We start from the raw sequence: 18,215 nt of genomic DNA, 5'->3' as shown, positions 1-18,215 counted from the left end.
GCCGCCTCACCGGTTCTCGTTCCACTCAAAAAAGGAAATAAATAAAGGGATTCCTTTTCCGTATAAGCGGACAACTCCTCCAGCGGCTGCAACGCCCCGGAGGGAATCTTCTCCATACCGCAGAAACACTTGAACGAGTTCAAGGCATCTTGATAACTCTTCGCCGTGGAATACCGTTTTTTTCACGCAGACAAGCCATGTAGATGGACAAGTCCATAACAAAATCTTCTTCTTTTTTCATATCCTCTCCTTAATAACAAGGCCAAAAATACTACCTTTGTACACTGTGTAAATAAAATCTATACAGATGAAGCAACACCTACGACCAATTATGTTTGTCGGAACCTGCTCTGATGCGGGTAAAAGCATTATTAATGCGGCGTTTTGCCGTATTTTCAAGCAAGATGGCTATCAACCGGCACCGTTCAAGGCGCAAAATATGTCCCTCAATTCCTACTCTACCCCGGAAGGTGGCGAGATGGGCCGGGCACAAGTCGTACAAGCGGAAGCCTGCGGTATTTCCCCACATACGGATATGAACCCGGTATTGTTGAAGCCGACAAATGATAAAAACTCACAAGTCGTATTAAACGGAAAGCCTCTTGGCAATATGTCCGCCAAAGATTATTTCGGGATACAAAACCAAAAGGAGGAGCTATTTAAGAAAGCCATCGAAGCCTTCAAGCGTCTGGAAGTTCGCTATAACCCGATTGTATTGGAAGGAGCCGGAAGCATCTCCGAACTAAACCTGCGAGACCGGGATATCACCAATATGCGTATGGCGATCGCTGCCGGAGCCTCTACCTACTTAGTAGCAGATATAGACCGGGGCGGCGTATTCGGCTCCGTATATGGAACGATCGCTTTATTACGACCGGAGGAACGAGCGTTAATGAAAGGGGTTATCATCAATAAGTTCCGTGGAGATGCCTCTTTATTCGAAGAAGGACGAAACCTGTTAAAGGAATTGACCGGGATTCCCGTGGTAGGCGTAATCCCATGGTTTCAGGATATCAAGATAGAGGAAGAGGATTCCGTAGCGTTGGATATGAAAAATAACACTTATAAAGACGGGAAAATCAATGTAGCTATCATCCTGCTGAAACGGATGTCTAATTTCACGGATTTTGATGTATTGGAGATAGACCCCCGTTTCAATCCGTATTACACCAACAATATCGATGAGATAGAGAAAGCCGACATCATCCTGCTCCCCGGCTCAAAGAATACGTTATCGGACTTACAAAGCCTGCGGGCCAATGGGATAGCGATAGCGATTATCCGGGCGCATAAAGCGGGTAAAAAGGTGATCGGTATTTGCGGTGGCTATCAAATGATGGGAGTCCGCTTGGAAGATCCGGAAGGTATCGAGGGAAATATCCGGGCGATTTCCGGTCTCGGTCTCCTGCCCCAATGCACGGTCATTGAGCAGGAGAAGATCACGAGACAAAGCGACTTTGCTTTCCTTCCCTCCTCAGAGAATAAAGATTGTAAAGGATACGAAATACATATGGGACGAACCACCCTATTGGGTGACGCCCCCGAACAGCCCGTAGCCCGACTGGAAGACGGACGAACGGACGGATATTACCTCAACAACCGATGCTGGGGAAGTTATATGCATGGTATCCTTGACAATCCGGTCGTATTGGACAACCTAGCCGAGGGCTTTAGCACGGAAGCGGCTACGGCTCCTTTCGATTATGCCGCTTTTAAGGAAGAGCAGTATGATAAACTCGCTACCCTCGTAAGGGAGCATGTGGATATGGAATATATTTATAACAGTATTAAAAACTAATATCATGAACAGACGTACTTTTATGCAAAAAACCGGACTTATCATGTCCGGACTTACTTTATCACCGCTTATCGGTAAATCGTATTCCTCCATATACGGACAGACCGCCCCTAGCAACAAAGTAAAAGTAGCCCTCATCGGATGCCGTAGCATGGGATATGGGGATTTGAATACTTTTCTTGATTACCCGGAGACGGAATGCGTGGCACTTTGCGATGTCGATGACGAATGGCTGAACAAACGGGCTGCCGACGTTGAGAAGAAAACCAAGAAAAAAGTACCTCATTTATATAAGGACTGGCGACGAGTCATTGATAATAAAGACGTAGATGTAGTCATTATCGGTACGCCGGACCATTGGCATTGCCTTCCGACGGTCTGGGCTTGCCAAGCGGGAAAAGACGTATATGTAGAGAAGCCGCTCTCCAATACGATCGAGGAATGTAACCTGATGGAAAAAGCCGCCCGTAAATATAACCGGATCGTACAGGTAGGCCAATGGCAACGTAGCGACCCGCATTGGGACGAGGCGGCTAATTTCTTGAAAGCCGGAAATATCGGACGAATCCGTACGGTCAAGGTATGGGCTTACCAAGATGGCAAACCGACACTTCCAGTCAAACCGAATTGCGACGCTCCCGCTGGTGTGGATTACGATATGTGGCTAGGCCCGGCTCCTAAACGTCCGTTCAATCCTTATCGCTTTCATTATAATTTTCGTTTCTTTTGGGACTATGCCGGAGGCTTGATGTCGGACTGGGGCGTACATTTACTGGATTATGCCCTAGAAGGTATGAACGCAGGTCTTCCCACCCGTGTATTCTCAGGCGGTGGCAAGTTCGCCTATCCGGATGACGCAATGGAGACGCCCGACACTTTAATGGCGACTTATGCCTACGATGATTTTAATATCATCTGGGATCACGCTTGCGGGATCAATCACGGACTCTATAGCCGTAAGGAAGGATTAGCGTTCTATGGGGAGAATGGTACGATGGTACTCGACAGGGCCGGTTGGGAAGTCATACCGGTCGTATCCAATAACGTAGCCCGCATGGAAGCCGTTCCTTTCAAGAAAGGAGAAGGCAAAGGACTTTATAATCATGTGGGAAACATGTTGAGTTGCATCAGAAGTCGTGAACTTCCGAACGCCGATGTCGCTATCGGTGCCCGTGTAGCGAAGATGGCTCATTTGGCGAATATCTCCTGCCGGGTTCAACGGGAAGTCCATTGGGATGACAAAAACAATTTGTTTGTCGGCGATAACGAGGCTACCGCTTTGTCGAAAGCCTATTACCGAGCACCTTGGGAATTGCCTAAATTGTAACAATCGCAGCATAACGTTAAAATTTTGACGAACAATAAACAATGCCCTAGTGAGCTTGTTAGAACTATAAAAACAGACAACACGTTATAATTCTAATTAATACAGCTATGGCAAAAGAAAGCGTCAAAATTTTAAGAGGAAAATTGGATGTCGACAATTTATTATCTCAACTAAACGCCGCATTAGCGGAAGAATGGCTAGCATACTATCAATATTGGGTAGGAGCCTTGGTCGTAGAAGGAGCAATGCGTTCCGACGTACAAGGTGAATTCGAGGAACATGCCGAGGAAGAAAGGCATCACGCCCAATTATTGGCAAACCGAATCATCGAATTGGAAGGAGTTCCGGTACTTGATCCGAAACAATGGTTTGAATTAGCCCGATGCAAATATGATTCACCGACAGACTTTGACGTAGTAAGCCTTCTGAACCAGAATGTCGCTTCCGAGCGTTGCGCCATCTTACGTTATCAAGAGATCGCTAAATTTACGGACGGCATCGACTTCACGACTTGTGATATCGCTAAGCATATCTTAGCCGAGGAAGAAGAACACGAGCAAGATCTGCAAGACTATTTGACAGATATCGCACGTATGAAAAAATCTTTCCAGAAATAATTCAGGAAAGGGAAACTTCTCTACAACAAAAATCCCTTGAGAGAATGTCTTAGAGGCATTCTCTCAAGGGATTTTTTGATTTCAACAAATTACTAATATTTTGACACAAAAGTATGGCGTTATCCAAAATAAAAGATACATTTGCAATCTAGTTTCATGAATTAAACACACTCTAATTGAAAAAACGATGATGTATTGGCAGAATGAAATAGAAACCATGGATCGTAAAGATCTGGTAAAACTTCAACTGGAACGACTGAAACAAACCATAGAGCTAGCGGGCAACTCTCCTTTTTACAATAAGATATTCAAAGAGAAAAGAATTACCCCAGACAGTTTTCAGTCCTTAGAGGATATACAAAAGCTTCCGTTTACAACGAAAGACGATCTTAGAAACAACTATCCGTTCGGATTGGCAGCCATCCCATTACAGAAATGCGTACGTATCCACTCATCTAGTGGAACGACCGGTAATCCTACTGTTGTCTTACATTCCGCCAAAGATCTGGACCAATGGGCAAACCAAGTAGCCCGTTGTATGTATATGGTGGGGCTAAGGGATACGGACGTATTCCAAAATACATCCGGTTACGGTATGTTTACCGGTGGCCTCGGTTTTCAATATGGAGCAGAAAAACTAGGTGCGTTAACAGTGCCAGCGGCAGCCGGTAATACCAAACGGCAGATTAAATTCATCACCGACTTCGGCACGACCTGCTTACATATCATACCGAGCTACGCTACCCGTTTGGCCGAGGTTATGTATGAGGAAGGAATAGACCCAAGAAAGAATACCAAACTACACACCGTATGTATTGGTGCCGAGCCTCACTCGGAAGAACAACGTAAACGCATCGAACAGCTTCTGGGTGTCAAAGCTTACAACTGTTTCGGTATGTCGGAGATGAACGGACCGGGCGTAGCGTTCGAATGTACGGAGCAAAACGGCCTGCACATCTGGGAAGACAACGTGATCGTAGAAATCGTAGACCCGGTTACCTTGCAACCGGTGCCCGAGGGAGAGGTCGGAGAATTGGTATTAACGACCATCAACCGGGAGGCGATGCCTTTACTCCGTTATCGTACCCGTGACCTTACTTGTATCTTACCGGGCGATTGCCCTTGCGGACGTACCCATAAACGCCTTGCCCGTTTCAAAGGACGTAGCGACGATATGATAATTTTGAAGGGCGTGAACCTATTCCCCATCCAAATCGAAAAGATATTGATGCAATTCAAAGAATTGGGCAGCAATTACATGATCACCCTAGAAACGATCGGCAACAGCGATGAGATGTTGATCGAGGTCGAGTTGAGCGACCTATTCACCGATGATTATTCAGCCTTGCAGCGTTTGACGAAAGGGATCACCCGTCAGTTGAAGGACGAATTATTACTTACGCCGCGTATCAAGCTGGTAGCCAAGGGATCTTTGCCAACCACAGATGGTAAGGCGGTACGAGTGAAAGATCATCGCAAGCTTTGTTAAATAAATAATTAAAATAACACCTTATGACAGTCAATCAAATTTCTATTTTCCTAGAAAACAAGTACGGGAAATTAAGCGAGATATTAGCGTTATTGGCGGAAGAGCGCATCCGCATCATCGCGGCTACCGTAGCCGACACTTCCGAGTATGGAATCCTTCGTATCATCGTAAGCGATCCCCAGAAGGCTTATAAAATATTAAAAGAGAACAATGTCAGCGCAAACCTGACCGACGTATTAGCAATAGTAACCAGCTCATGCGCCGGGAGTTTTGCCAATACATTATCTTATTTCACGAAAGCGGGCATCAGCATAGAATATATGTATTGCTTCTCCATCCGTGAAAAAGCGATCTTGATCTTGCGTACGAACAACCGGGAAAGTGCCCGTGAAGTAATCCGCCGTCAGAATCTCGAGTATATCCGTGAAAGTGATCTAATAAAACTTTAATTGGCACAGATATATGTTCGGAATCAGCGACCCCGGTATTTGGCTGGCTTACCTTCTAGCGTTCGCTTGCCTCCTATTTTCTATTTGGTTCGGGATAACCACTTGGAATAAAGAAGACGACGAGAAAATAAACCCAACTAAAGAATCACGAAAATGAGTACGTTAACATTAGGCATTATTGTCATCGTTTACATGTTTGTAATCGCTTGGTTAGGGTATCTCGGATACAGGCAGACGAAAAACGCCAGTGATTATTTATTAGGCGGACGAAAAGTAAATCCTATTATCATGGCCCTGTCTTACGGGGCGACCTTTATCTCGGCATCGGCGATCGTTGGTTTCGGAGGCGTAGCCGCCACGTTCGGCATGGGTATTCAATGGCTTTGTTTATTGAATATGTTCATGGGTGTAGTGATAGCCTTTATCTTTTTCGGACGAAGGACCCGGAAGTTAGGCGAGACACATAACGCACGGACTTTCCCGCAATTATTGGGATTGCACTATAAGTCCCGGTCTATACAGATCTTCATCGCTTCGATCATATTCATCGGCATGCCTCTATACGCCGCCGTGGTGATGAAGGGAGGAGCCGTCTTCATCGAACAGATGTTTCATATCGACCTTCATCTAGCCTTGTTGATCTTCACCTTGATCGTAGCGGCCTACGTGATTACGGGCGGCATTAAGGGAGTACTTTATACGGATGCGTTGCAAGCGGTTATCATGTTCGCTTGCATGCTTTTCCTGCTATTTTGGTTTTATCATATCATGGACATGGGCTTTATCGAGGCAAACCAGAAGTTGACGGATATCGCCCCCATGGTGCCCGAACGCTTCAAGGCCTTGGGACATCAAGGATGGACAGCTATGCCCATCTCAGGTTCTCCACAATGGTATACATTGGTTACCTCATTGATCCTTGGCGTAGGAATCGGTTGCTTAGCGCAGCCCCAACTAGTCGTACGCTTCATGATGGTAGAAAGTACCAAGCAACTCAATAGGGGCGTATTGATCGGCTGCGTGTTCTTGATTGTCACGGTAGGGGCGATTTATCACGTGGGAGCCTTGTCTAATTTGTTTTTCCTCAAGACGGAAGGTGTAGTCGCCTCGGAGGCGGTAAAAGATATGGATAAGATCATCCCCCTATTTATCAATAAAGCGATGCCGGAGTGGTTTGGGGCGGTTTTCATGCTTTGTATCCTCTCTGCCAGCATGTCTACCCTTAGCGCACAGTTCCACACCATGGGAGCGGCTTTCGGGGCAGACGCATTCCCCCAACTAGGACGTAGCAAGCAGCCGAACTCTACATTAGGTGTACGTATCGGCGTGCTATGCTCTATCTTGGTTAGTTACATTATCTGCTATACGCTAAGCGCAAGTATTATCGCACGAGGCACCGCCTTGTTCATGGGTATTTGCGCAGCTACATTCCTACCTACCTATTTCTGCTCGCTATATTGGAAAAGGGCTACCCGGCAAGGGGCCTTGGCCAGCTTATGGGTAGGAGGCTTGGCCAGTTTATTCGCCATGTTGTTCCTTCATAAGGCGGAAGCGGCTCCGGTAGGACTTTGCAAGGCTTTATTCGGACAAGACGTCTTGATCGATGTATATCCGTGGCATGCGATAGATCCGATCTTATTTGCTTTGCCATTATCGGCGATAACGATTGTTTTGGTTAGCCTAGCGACTCAAAAGAAGGTCTTTTAGCTTTTCTTATGGATTTCAAAACACTAATTAGCACTTATTCTATTGACAGATATATAGAAAGCAGTACATTTGCACTGTGGTTTTTTCATAATAGTATTAGATTTAAGGTTAACAAAGTTGGTTAGGGATTGCCGGGAGGCAATCCTTAATTGTTTTATAGAGGTTTAGATATGATTAAATACATTTTTCTACTATTCATATTTTGTTGCATCGATTGCCGACATGCACAAACGGAAGATCCCGTAATCAAGGTTTCGGTGCTTCGTGGTCCATCCGTTATCGCATTCGCCGATTGGCTTGAGAATCCCCCGATCATAGATAATAAGAAGGTACAAGTAAAAGTGGTAGACTCGCCCGATCTGGCGCAGGCCTCACTGATCAAGCAGGAGACCGATATAGCCGTACTCCCCATGATCAATGCAGCGAACTTATACAATAAAGGGATCAAGATAAAACTAGCGGGATGCCCGATCTGGGGAACCCTTTACCTCATTGAGAAAACTCCCTTGAAAGAACCGGCATTGTACGTATTCGGCAACGGTACGACTCCCGATATCCTTACCCGGTATTATCTCAGTCGCCAGCAATTAGATTATCCATTGAATTACGCCTTCAATACTGCCGGGGAAATCACCCAAGGTATCTTTGCCGGAAAAGTAAATCGTGCCGTACTCGGGGAACCGTTTCTAAGCATCGCTTTACGACGAGACAGCAGCTTACGAATAACCGCCGATTTGAATCATTTCACAGACAACGATACCATTGGATTCGCCCAAACAGCAGTAGTATACACCCCAACGATGGAGAAATATCGTACGGCCTTTGAGGATGCCTTACGAGCCTCCTGCGAAAAAGCCATACGATACCCGAAAGAGACCATCCATTCCTTAGAAGAGCATGGTATCTTCGTCCAAGGCGCCTTAACCCCTGAGAGTATCGAGCGGTGTAAAATCCATTATTTATCGGCTATCGAGGCGAAAAACGCCGTCATGGATTTCCTTCGTCTCATCGAACAATATGAACCTAAGGCTGTCGGCGGGAAACTTCCCGATGCCGGATTTATATCCCAAGAACAATGAGATTACGAAAAACGATCATTACGATAGTCGCTACCGTTATCCTGTTGGCGGGATGGCAACTATTCGCCGTTATAGCCAACCAACCGGAGCTGATACCTTCACTTCCACGACTCGTACGGACACTTTGTGAATGGCTCGTCTCCGGTAGTTTCTATCAGTCAGTCGGAGCGACCATATTTAGGGGAATTTTAGGTATGTCGATCTCATTCGTTTGCGCGATAGGAATGGCCGGGGCATTCGCCCGCTTTGAGTGGGTGTATGAATTATTCAGGCCTCTGCTTGCCATCATGCGTTCGATCCCGGTCATATCCTTCATACTTTTAGCGCTTATATTTCTAAATCCGGAAAGTATCCCCTTGATAATAGCCTTTCTCACCATGTTCCCGTTATTAACAGAGAATCTGACACGGGGAATCCTCGACTTGCGTCCGGGTTTATCCACTATGGCACGTCAGTTCCATATCAAACGTCCCAATGTCTTATTCCAGATTATCTATCCGCAGCTGAAGCCATTCTTATATAGCGGGCTTGCCTCTGCCGCCGGATTCGGCTGGCGTGCGATCATTATGGGAGAAGTCCTGTCGCAATGCGCATTCGGAATCGGAAGTGAAATGAAAAGGGCGCAAAACTTTATCGCCGTCCCTGAGCTGCTCGCTTGGACCATCGTGGCGGTATTCATCAGTTTCCTTTTTGACAAAGGGATTAGCAAGGTTGCAGATATCACCCCTAAAATATCCTTCGCCAGTGAAGATAAGACTATCCCGAACCCTACATTATCGGTATTAGACACAAAAAATATAAGTTACCAATACGGTATAAAGTGCTTCTCCTACTCCTTTCAAAAAGGAATTATCTATGGAATTAGCGCACCTTCAGGCAAAGGAAAAACAACGTTATTAAACTTGATCGGAGGTATCTTATTGCCTACGGAAGGCGAGATATATCCCACAAGGCACTTTGGAATCGCCACCGTATTCCAACAGCCACAACTCCTGCCCCATTTAACCGCGGAAGAAAATATCATGCTTCCCCTCTCCTCTTTTCTCTCGAAGGAGAAAGCCCGGCGAATCGCCCAAAAACATTTACAGGAAATGGAAATGGAACCTTTCGGGAACCGATACCCAAAAGAGCTTAGTTACGGACAGCAACAACGTATCGCCATAGCGAGGGCATTGGCATACCCTTCCCCTCTCCTTTTAATGGACGAGCCATTCAAGGGTTTGGATGAAGCCTTAAGCCATTGTATTATAAAACGAATACGAGAAATGCAAATGAAAGAAGAGCGGGTCATTCTTTTCACGTCGCATAATCCGGACGAGATTAGATTGTTGGCGGATGAGGTGATTTACCTATAAGTTCCAATTGCAGATAGAAAACCTTAATCTTGTTCCAAAGTTTTGTTCTCCGTAGTATTAACTTCCATGTTGTTTTTTTAATCAAAGGCTTGAATATTCCAACCGTGAAATTCTCGAAAAATAATGATAGAAACAAATAATAAACCTAAGAGGTGAACATTACGACTAAAAATATAAGCAAAACCGTATATTTGTACCTGAATTCTAAGAACACTAGATATGACAAACGTATTTCACACGCTTATAGCCCGTTTTCTGCAAATTCCGGAAGGACAAGTGGAACGGACAATCGGACTCTTGAACGAAGGCGCTACCATACCTTTTATAAGTCGTTACCGGAAAGAGGTGACCGGAGGATTAGACGAGGTGCAAATCGGTGCCGTCAAAGCTCAACTGGATAAACTGACGGAACTGCGCAAACGAAAGGAAACGATCCTCGCCACGATAGAAGAGCAAGGGAAACTTACTCCCGAACTCCGGAAACGCATCGAGGAATCTTGGGATAGTACCGAGATCGAGGACTTATATCTCCCGTACAAACCGAAACGGGTCACTAAGGCGGAAATCGCACGCCGGAAAGGACTGGAACCCTTGGCTAAGATCGTTATGATGCAAAACGAGAATAACCTATCCGCACGTATCAAGAGCTTTATCAAGGGGGAAGTGAAAAACGTCGAAGAAGCCTTGCAAGGAGCACGGGATATTATCGCCGAATGGATTAACGAGAACGAATCGGCACGTAACACCGTACGTAACTCATTCGCTCATACCGCCATGATCACATCCAAAGTGATCAAGGGGAAAGAAGAGGAAGGCGCTAAATACCGGGATTACTTTGATTTCAGCGAGCCTTTGAACCGGGCCAGTTCCCATCGCTTATTGGCTCTCCGACGGGGAGAGGCGGAAGGCATCCTTCGTGTAAGTATCTCTCCCGATACGGAATCTTGTCTGGATCGCTTGAACCGGCGTTTCGTAAAAGGTCGTGGAGAGGTTTCCGAGCAGGTGGCTACAGCCGTTGACGATTCTTTCAAACGCCTGCTGAAACCCTCGATCGAGACGGAGTTCTCCAACCAGAGCAAGGCGAAAGCCGATGAGGAGGCGATCCGGGTATTTGCCGAGAACCTCCGGCAATTGCTGCTCGCTCCCCCTTTGGGACAAAAACGGGTATTAGGCGTAGACCCCGGCTACCGTACCGGATGTAAGTTGGTCTGTCTGGACGCACAGGGGAATTTATTGCATAACGAGGCGATTTTCCCGCATCCACCCCAGAATGAGAAAGGCAAAGCCGCCGCTAAGGTCTCCCAATTGGTAGCCACTTACGCCATAGATGCCATCGCCATCGGTAATGGTACGGCTAGCCGTGAGACCGAGCAGTTCATCACGAATATACGATACGACCGCAAGGTACAAGTGTTCGTGGTCAGCGAGAACGGGGCCTCCATCTATTCGGCGTCTAAGATCGCTAGGGAGGAGTTTCCCGAATACGACGTCACGGTACGCGGAGCCGTCAGCATCGGTCGCCGTCTGATGGACCCTTTGGCAGAGTTGGTCAAGATCGACCCGAAGAGTATCGGTGTCGGCCAATACCAGCACGACGTAGAGCAAAACGCCTTGAAAAAGAGTCTGGATCAAACCGTGGAGAGTTGCGTGAATTTGGTGGGTGTAAACGTGAATACGGCGAGCAAGCATTTGTTGACTTACATCTCGGGATTAGGCCCCACGTTAGCGCAAAACATCGTGAATTACCGGGCAGAGCACGGACCGTTCACTTCCCGGAAAGAACTGATGAAAGTCCCCCGTATGGGAGAGAAGGCTTTCGAGCAAAGCGCCGGATTCCTACGGATACCCGACGGAAAGAACCCGTTGGACAACTCGGCCGTACATCCCGAGAGCTACCCGATCGTCGAACGGATGGCCAAGGACCTAAAATGCTCCGTAGCCGATCTGATCACCGACAAAGCGCTTAAAAAGAAACTAAAACTAACGGACTACCTTACGGATAAGGTCGGGATGCCTACCCTGCTTGATATCATGGAGGAACTGGATAAACCGGGCCGTGATCCCCGCCAAACGATCCAAGTATTCGCGTTCGATCCTACGGTGAAAACGATCGAGGATTTGAAAGAAGGGCAAGTATTGCCCGGTATCGTGACCAACATCACCAACTTCGGTTGTTTCGTCGATGTAGGGATCAAGGAAAACGGGCTTGTCCATATCTCCGAGCTGGCGGATCGTTTCGTAAGCGATCCTACCCAAGTGGTCTCCATCCATCAGCATGTCAAGGTGAGGGTTCTAAGCGTAGACCTATCCAGAAAACGTGTTCAATTATCCATGAAAGGGATCTAAACGATGAAAGAGAAGATTAATAAGACAAACGTGGCACGCCTGCTGGACAAGGCCAAGATCGCCTACCAGCTCGTACCTTATGAAGTAGACGAGAATGACCTGAGCGCTACGCATGTAGCGGAGCAGCTAGGGGAAGATATCGCCCAAGTATTCAAGACCTTGATCTTGCATGGCGATAAGAGCGGTTATTTCGTATGCGTGATCCCCGGAGCAGACGAGGTGGACTTGAAAAAGGCGGCCAAGGTATCCGGGAACAAGAAATGTGAGATGATCCCCGTGAAAGAGTTGTTGCCGCTTACCGGTTATATCCGGGGAGGCTGCTCGCCTATCGGCATGAAAAAGCATTTCCCTACATATATCCATCCTACGGCATCCGGCTTCGATAAGATCTATGTAAGCGCCGGACAACGAGGCTTGCAGATACAGATAGCCCCCGCCGATTTAATCAAGGTGGCACAAGCTATAGAAGCGGACTTGATCGCATGATCTAACATCGCTGAGAGTACTTCGCAAGAAGTACTCCAGTACTCCGCAAAGAGTATCGCAGTACTTCCCAGGGAGTACTGGAGTACTCCTTATGAGGGACTCAGATCAAACAGCACATGATATCTTAGAATTTCTTAAACGTATACGTTCTTCCTTCGCAGCTCATTACCAGATTCGTCACAGATGACTGCTCGATCGTGAAAGTCTGTTTAGGTGAGGTCCAATCCGTATAACGCATGAATTGTTCCAAAGGCGTACCTCCATAGTTGACCAACTCCAGATCCAGTCTCGTATCTCCCTCCAACGTCTTATAACCGAAATTCGTACGATATACGTCCTTTGCCGGGTCATATAATTGGTACTCGAACAAAGAGGTCTGGAAGTTATACCAAACCGTATCCACCGTCCGGACCACCCCATTCGCCTCTACGGTTTTCAATTGCCATTTCCCTTCCAGCTTATGTTCCACCTTATTACAAGACACCAACGCTACGACAAAACAAGTTATCGCTATCAAATTTTTCATCATAATCCTCGTACTTATATACCTATATTGACTTTGAAACATCAAAGAAAAGAATTAATTTCCAAAAGACAAAGTTTTTAAGGATATCCTAGTTACAAATACCTAGAACTTTTTCTTCCGTCCTTTTGTTTATTGGGTAATTACAATACAAATATTATCCAATATGAAAACATTTATTGATAAAATGGATTACGCGGTCAAGAATTGGTGGTTATCACTATTGGTCGGACTGCTTTACATCATCGTCGCTATTTATTTAATGTTCGCGCCATTAGCGAGCTACGTAGCACTTAGTATCTTATTCAGCGTCTCTATGTTCGTAAGCGGCTTGTTCGAGATCGCTTTCGCCTTGGCGAACAAAAAGGGTATCAACAGCTGGGGATGGTATTTGGCTGGAGGTATTATCGACTTGATCTTAGGTATATTCTTGATGGCAAGCCCGAGACTTAGCATGGAGGTGCTTCCGTTTATCTTGGCATTCTGGCTTATGTTCAGAGGCTTCTCGGCTACCGGTTATTCGATGGACCTGAAACGATACGGTACACGGAACTGGGGATGGTACATGGTATTCGGTATCTTGGCAATCCTTTGCTCCATCGGCATTATCTGGCAACCCGCTTTGGGAGCCTTCACATTGGTCTACATGGTCGCTTATGCCTTATTAATAATAGGAATATTCCGTATCATGTTATCCTTCGAACTGAAAAGCTTACATAAACGGAATAAAGAAGCACAAGCGGAATAAGCCTGATTCAAGGATTAATAAAATAGCGGATGAACGCAAACTAACGGTACGCAGGCGTGTCTCCACAGAAATACAGAAACAGTTAAGATAAAATTTAAATGTAACAGAAAAAAAATATCACTTTTTGCTTGTAGTTTCCAAAAAAGCGTTACTTTTGCTGCGTATTTAAAAACAAAGAGACAATGAATCGATTTAGCTTTACATATTACTTTTATTACTTTTACTTTAGCGGAGTAAGGGCAGGAGTTTGTATGTAAAGCGTTGATGATTGAATATAAATATCAATAAAATATAAAGTCCTGCCGATTTCGGTGGGACTTTTTTTGTTTGTAACAGTTTAGAGTAAAAATAGAGAAACAAGATGAAAAAGAAAGTAGCAATACAGGGAATAGCCGGTTCGTATCACGACATCGCCGCCCGTAATTATCATGAAGGTGAAGAAATAGAAATCATCCCTTGCAATACGTTTCGGGATGTTATCACGACGATCAAGAAAGACCCGTCCGTACTAGGCATGATGGCCATCGAGAATACGATAGCGGGAAGCCTCCTTCAAAACCATGAGCTGATCCGTGAAAGCGGGCTGAGCGTCACCGGCGAGTATAAGCTACGTATCTCCCATTCCTTGGTAGCTCTTCCGGGAACCTCTATACATGATATAACGGAGGTCAACTCCCACCCGATCGCATTGATGCAATGTACCGATTACTTGGATACCCTGCCCAACGCCAAGGTGGTAGAGAAAGAGGATACCGCCATGAGTGCCCGGTGGATCTCGGAGAACCAATTGAAAGGACATGCGGCGATATGCGGAAAACTGGCCGCCCGGATCTATAACATGGAAGTCCTTGCCGAGGGGATCGAGACAAACAAACGGAATTTCACCCGCTTCCTCGCTATAGCGGACCGCTGGACAGCGGATGAGATGCTTCGAGGAACCGATAAAAACAAATCCTCTCTCGTATTCGCCCTTCCCCACACTTCCGGCAGCCTTTCCAAAGTCCTCTCCGTTCTCTCTTTTTACGACATGAATCTCTCTAAAATACAATCCTTGCCTATTATCGGGCGTGAATGGGAATACTTGTTCTACATTAATCTTACTTTCACGGATTTCACCCGTTACAAACAAGCGTTGGACGCTATCAGACCATTAACAAAAGACTTAAAAATATTAGGCGAATATGCAGAAGGAAAACAAAGCGTGTAATATTACACCCGCTAACCGTGTAGGTAGCGTACAGGAATACTACTTCTCCAAGAAACTGAAGGAAGTAGCCGAGATGAACGCCGCAGGCAAGAACGTCATTAACCTTGGTGTAGGCAGCCCCGACCTTCCACCTTCGGAACAGACCATCGAGACGTTGTGTGAACATGCCCGCAAAGCGAACGAACACGGTTATCAGCCGTACGTCGGCATACCGGAACTGCGTAAAGGATTCGCCGATTGGTACAAGACGTGGTATAACGTAGACTTGGACCCGAAAACAGAGATCCAACCACTCATCGGCTCCAAAGAAGGAATCTTGCATATCTCGCTGGCATTCCTGAATCCGGGGGATGGCGTACTGGTTCCGAATCCGGGATATCCGACGTATAGTTCCGTCAGCAAACTGGTAGAGGCCCGTTTGATCCCTTACGAGCTGAAAGAGGAATTGGGATGGCAACCGGATTTCGAGGAACTGGAGAAAATGGATCTCTCCAACGTAAAGCTGATGTGGACCAATTACCCGAATATGCCCACAGGGGCGAACGCTAGCGTAGAGCTATACGAGAAACTGGTGGCCTTCGGCCGGAAGCACGGTATTATTATATGTAATGATAACCCCTATAGCTTCATCTTGAACGAGCATCCGCTAAGTATCTTAAGCATACCGGGAGCCAAAGAGATCTGTATCGAGATGAACTCCATGAGCAAGGCTCATAATATGCCGGGTTGGCGTATGGCGATGCTGGCTTCCAACGCCCAATTCGTCCAATGGATACTGAAGGTAAAAAGCAATATCGACTCCGGACAGTTCAAGCCGATGCAATATGCGGCGGTAGAAGCCCTGAGCGCAAAGAAAGAATGGTACGATAACATGAATCGTGTCTACCGTAGCCGCCGGGACCTTGCCGGACAAATCATGCGTACCTTGGGATGCGAGTACGACGAGAACCAAGTAGGTATGTTCCTTTGGGGACATATCCCAGACTCCGCCGAGAGCGGCGAAGCAATCGCCAACAAGGTGCTATACGAGGCAAACGTATTCCTTACGCCGGGATTTATCTTCGGTAGTCGTGGCGAGCGTTATATCCGTATATCCCTTTGCTGCAAGAACGAGACTTTAGAAGAAGCCTTGAAGAGAATTGAGAATTTATAACTGAAAATTGAAAATTAAAATATAGATCACAAAGATGGAAATGAAGATTGAACCGTTAGCATTACCGGGAGTTGATACACAACGTCCTATCGTAATCGCAGGCCCTTGTAGCGCCGAGACAGAAGAGCAAGTGTTAGAAACAGCCCAAGGATTAGCCTCCAGAGGCGTTAAGATATTCCGTGCGGGTATTTGGAAGCCTCGTACGAAACCGGGTGGATTCGAGGGCATCGGAGCCGAGGGATTGGCTTGGTTGAAGAAAGTGAAAAAAGAGACCGGCATGCTGGTATCTACCGAGGTAGCGACTAAAGATCATGTATTCGAGGCATTGAAAGCCGGTATCGATATCCTTTGGATCGGAGCACGTACGACAGTAAACCCATTCGCTGTCCAAGAGATCGCCGACGCATTGAAAGGGGTTGATGTACCTGTATTGATCAAGAACCCGGTTAACCCGGACCTGGAGTTATGGATCGGAGCGTTCGAACGTTTGTATCGGGCGGGTATCCGTCGTTTAGGCGCTATCCATAGAGGTTTCAGCTCATACGACAAGAAGATCTACCGTAACCTTCCGTTGTGGCATATTCCTATCGAGCTTCGCCGCCGTATGCCGGATCTGCCTATTTTCTGTGATCCTAGTCACATCGGTGGTAAGCGTGAGCTGGTAGCCCCACTTTGCCAGCAAGCGATGGACTTGAGTTTCGACGGATTGATCGTAGAGTCTCACTGTAACCCGGATTGCGCATGGAGCGACGCTTCCCAGCAAATCACCCCGGATGTATTGGACTACGTATTGAACCTATTGGTGATCCGTGACGTAAACCAGACTACCGAGAACCTGACCGCTCTTCGCCGCCAGATCGATGGTATCGACGAGCAATTATTGGAGCTTTTAGCTAAACGTATGCGTATCTCCAAAGAGATCGGCGTTTATAAGAAAGAGCACAATATGCCGATCTTGCAGTCTCCCCGCTACAGCGAGATCTTAGAGAAACGCTCCAACATGGGTGAACAAATGGACTTGAGCCCAGACTTTGTAAAGGAGATCTTGAAGGAGATCCATGAGGAATCCGTGCGCCAGCAAATGATTATCATGAACGAACAATAATTTATAAGATGAAAATATTGATTTTAGGCGCAGGAAAGATGGGTTCTTTCTTCACCGACCTGCTTAGTTTTGATCATGAGGTAGCCGTATTGGAGAAAGATCCGAAACGTATGCGTTTTATCTATAACGCCCTTCGCCTACAAAGCCCGGAAGAGGTTAAGGATTTCAATCCCGAGTTGGTCATCAACTGCGTGACGTTAAGTTACACGATAGAGGCTTTCAAGGCCGTGATGCCTTACTTGCAACCGTATTGTATCATTTCCGATATCGCTTCCGTGAAGACTTATTTGAAGGAGTTTTATGAGACATGCGGTTTCCCGTATGTTTCCACTCACCCGATGTTCGGACCGACATTCGCCAATCTGGGGCAACTGGAGAAAGAGAATACGATTATTATCTCCGAGGGCGATCATCTGGGCAAGATATTCTTCAAGGATATTTATTCCAGCCTCCGCCTGCATATCTGCGAATACACGTTCGAGGAGCACGATAAAGTGGTAGCCTACTCACTAGGTATCCCTTTCGCCTCCACTATGGTATTTGCCGCTACGATGAAGCATCAGGACGCTCCGGGTACGACGTTCAAACGCCATATGAAAATCGCCCGCGGCCTTTTGTCCGAGGACGATTTTCTATTGACCGAGATCCTTTTCAACCCCCGTACCCCTCGCCAAATCGAGCGGATACAAGAGGAATTGCATATCTTGCAAGAAATCATCAAGGATAAGGATTCCGAGAAGATGAAAGAGTATCTGACGAAGATACGGAAGAATATCGAGTGATAGGACGTACCGACTCTAGGTTCTGGAGATAAGGGGGGCGCATA

17 protein-coding genes and 1 pseudogene are annotated in these 18,215 nt (G+C 46.5%); 16 read left to right on the top strand and 2 right to left on the bottom strand.

Annotated elements, in window-relative coordinates; all coding sequences use genetic code 11:
- Positions 1–217 (bottom strand): annotated as a pseudogene (locus E5342_RS20250) (hypothetical protein); the annotation flags it as partial.
- A 90-nt stretch (positions 218–307) separates the two neighbouring features.
- Here E5342_RS20250 and E5342_RS00885 point away from each other — a divergent pair.
- The 11 genes from E5342_RS00885 (at position 308) to ybaK (ending at position 12,653) form a co-directional block, all read left to right on the top strand.
- On the top strand, positions 308–1,798 hold the full coding sequence (locus tag E5342_RS00885; RefSeq protein ID WP_135958616.1) for a cobyric acid synthase: 1,491 nt from the start codon (positions 308–310) through the stop codon (positions 1,796–1,798).
- Positions 1,799–1,802: 4 nt separating this feature from the next.
- Positions 1,803–3,125, top strand: coding sequence for a Gfo/Idh/MocA family protein (locus E5342_RS00880; protein ID WP_121734672.1), 1,323 nt, complete (start codon positions 1,803–1,805; stop codon positions 3,123–3,125).
- 107 nt (positions 3,126–3,232) lie between these two features.
- Positions 3,233–3,742, top strand: a complete 510-nt coding sequence (locus E5342_RS00875; protein ID WP_121734673.1) for a ferritin-like domain-containing protein — start codon at positions 3,233–3,235, stop codon at positions 3,740–3,742.
- Positions 3,743–3,929: 187 nt separating this feature from the next.
- Positions 3,930–5,231, top strand: coding sequence for a phenylacetate--CoA ligase family protein (locus E5342_RS00870; protein WP_135958615.1), 1,302 nt, complete (start codon positions 3,930–3,932; stop codon positions 5,229–5,231).
- 23 nt (positions 5,232–5,254) lie between these two features.
- A complete protein-coding gene (locus E5342_RS00865) occupies positions 5,255–5,680 on the top strand; it encodes an acetolactate synthase (RefSeq protein ID WP_121734675.1) in 426 nt (141 codons plus the stop codon).
- A gap of 13 nt (positions 5,681–5,693) precedes the next feature.
- Positions 5,694–5,837 (top strand): symporter small accessory protein, encoded by a 144-nt coding sequence (locus E5342_RS20065; RefSeq protein WP_349237370.1) that lies wholly within the window; start codon positions 5,694–5,696, stop codon positions 5,835–5,837.
- Entirely contained in the window at positions 5,834–7,387 is a 1,554-nt protein-coding gene (locus E5342_RS00860; RefSeq protein ID WP_121734676.1) for a sodium:solute symporter family protein, read from the top strand. The genes E5342_RS20065 and E5342_RS00860 overlap by 4 nt, the downstream gene beginning before the upstream one ends.
- A 170-nt stretch (positions 7,388–7,557) precedes the next feature.
- Positions 7,558–8,466, top strand: coding sequence for an ABC transporter substrate-binding protein (locus tag E5342_RS00855; RefSeq protein WP_121734794.1), 909 nt, complete (start codon positions 7,558–7,560; stop codon positions 8,464–8,466).
- Positions 8,463–9,821 carry an ATP-binding cassette domain-containing protein gene (locus tag E5342_RS00850; protein ID WP_121734677.1) on the top strand — a complete coding sequence of 453 codons (1,359 nt, stop codon included), beginning with the start codon at positions 8,463–8,465 and terminating at the stop codon, positions 9,819–9,821. Before E5342_RS00855 ends, E5342_RS00850 begins: the two co-directional genes overlap by 4 nt.
- A gap of 219 nt (positions 9,822–10,040) precedes the next feature.
- Positions 10,041–12,167 (top strand): Tex family protein, encoded by a 2,127-nt coding sequence (locus E5342_RS00845; protein ID WP_135958614.1) that lies wholly within the window; start codon positions 10,041–10,043, stop codon positions 12,165–12,167.
- A gap of 3 nt (positions 12,168–12,170) precedes the next feature.
- Complete coding sequence (gene ybaK / locus E5342_RS00840; RefSeq protein ID WP_005856380.1) at positions 12,171–12,653, top strand: Cys-tRNA(Pro) deacylase; 483 nt, start codon at positions 12,171–12,173, stop codon at positions 12,651–12,653.
- A 124-nt stretch (positions 12,654–12,777) separates the two neighbouring features.
- Here ybaK and E5342_RS00835 read toward each other — a convergent pair whose 3' ends face one another.
- Complete coding sequence (locus E5342_RS00835) at positions 12,778–13,182, bottom strand: lipocalin-like domain-containing protein (protein ID WP_135958613.1); 405 nt, start codon at positions 13,180–13,182, stop codon at positions 12,778–12,780.
- A gap of 160 nt (positions 13,183–13,342) precedes the next feature.
- Here E5342_RS00835 and E5342_RS00830 point away from each other — a divergent pair, with 160 nt between their 5' ends.
- The 5 genes from E5342_RS00830 (at position 13,343) to E5342_RS00810 (ending at position 18,171) form a co-directional block, all read left to right on the top strand.
- A complete protein-coding gene (locus E5342_RS00830; protein WP_135958612.1) occupies positions 13,343–13,924 on the top strand; it encodes an HdeD family acid-resistance protein in 582 nt (193 codons plus the stop codon).
- 361 nt (positions 13,925–14,285) lie between these two features.
- Positions 14,286–15,131: a prephenate dehydratase gene (locus E5342_RS00825; protein ID WP_135958611.1), complete on the top strand. Its 846-nt coding sequence runs from the start codon at positions 14,286–14,288 to the stop codon at positions 15,129–15,131.
- The gene (locus E5342_RS00820) at positions 15,106–16,284 is read left to right on the top strand and encodes a pyridoxal phosphate-dependent aminotransferase (protein ID WP_135958610.1); all 1,179 of its coding nucleotides are present in this window, start codon (positions 15,106–15,108) and stop codon (positions 16,282–16,284) included. Before E5342_RS00825 ends, E5342_RS00820 begins: the two co-directional genes overlap by 26 nt.
- Positions 16,285–16,318: 34 nt before the next feature.
- Positions 16,319–17,389 (top strand): bifunctional 3-deoxy-7-phosphoheptulonate synthase/chorismate mutase type II, encoded by a 1,071-nt coding sequence (locus tag E5342_RS00815; RefSeq protein WP_168354435.1) that lies wholly within the window; start codon positions 16,319–16,321, stop codon positions 17,387–17,389.
- Positions 17,390–17,397: 8 nt separating this feature from the next.
- Entirely contained in the window at positions 17,398–18,171 is a 774-nt protein-coding gene (locus E5342_RS00810; protein ID WP_005856360.1) for a prephenate dehydrogenase, read from the top strand.
- Positions 18,172–18,215: the final 44 nt, after the last annotated feature.

This window comes from Parabacteroides distasonis (genome assembly GCF_004793765.1).
Taxonomy (GTDB): Bacteria; Bacteroidota; Bacteroidia; order Bacteroidales; family Tannerellaceae; genus Parabacteroides; species Parabacteroides distasonis_A.
The sequence above is the reverse complement of the archived record's forward strand: the minus strand, read 5'-3'. Positions and strand labels throughout refer to the sequence as shown.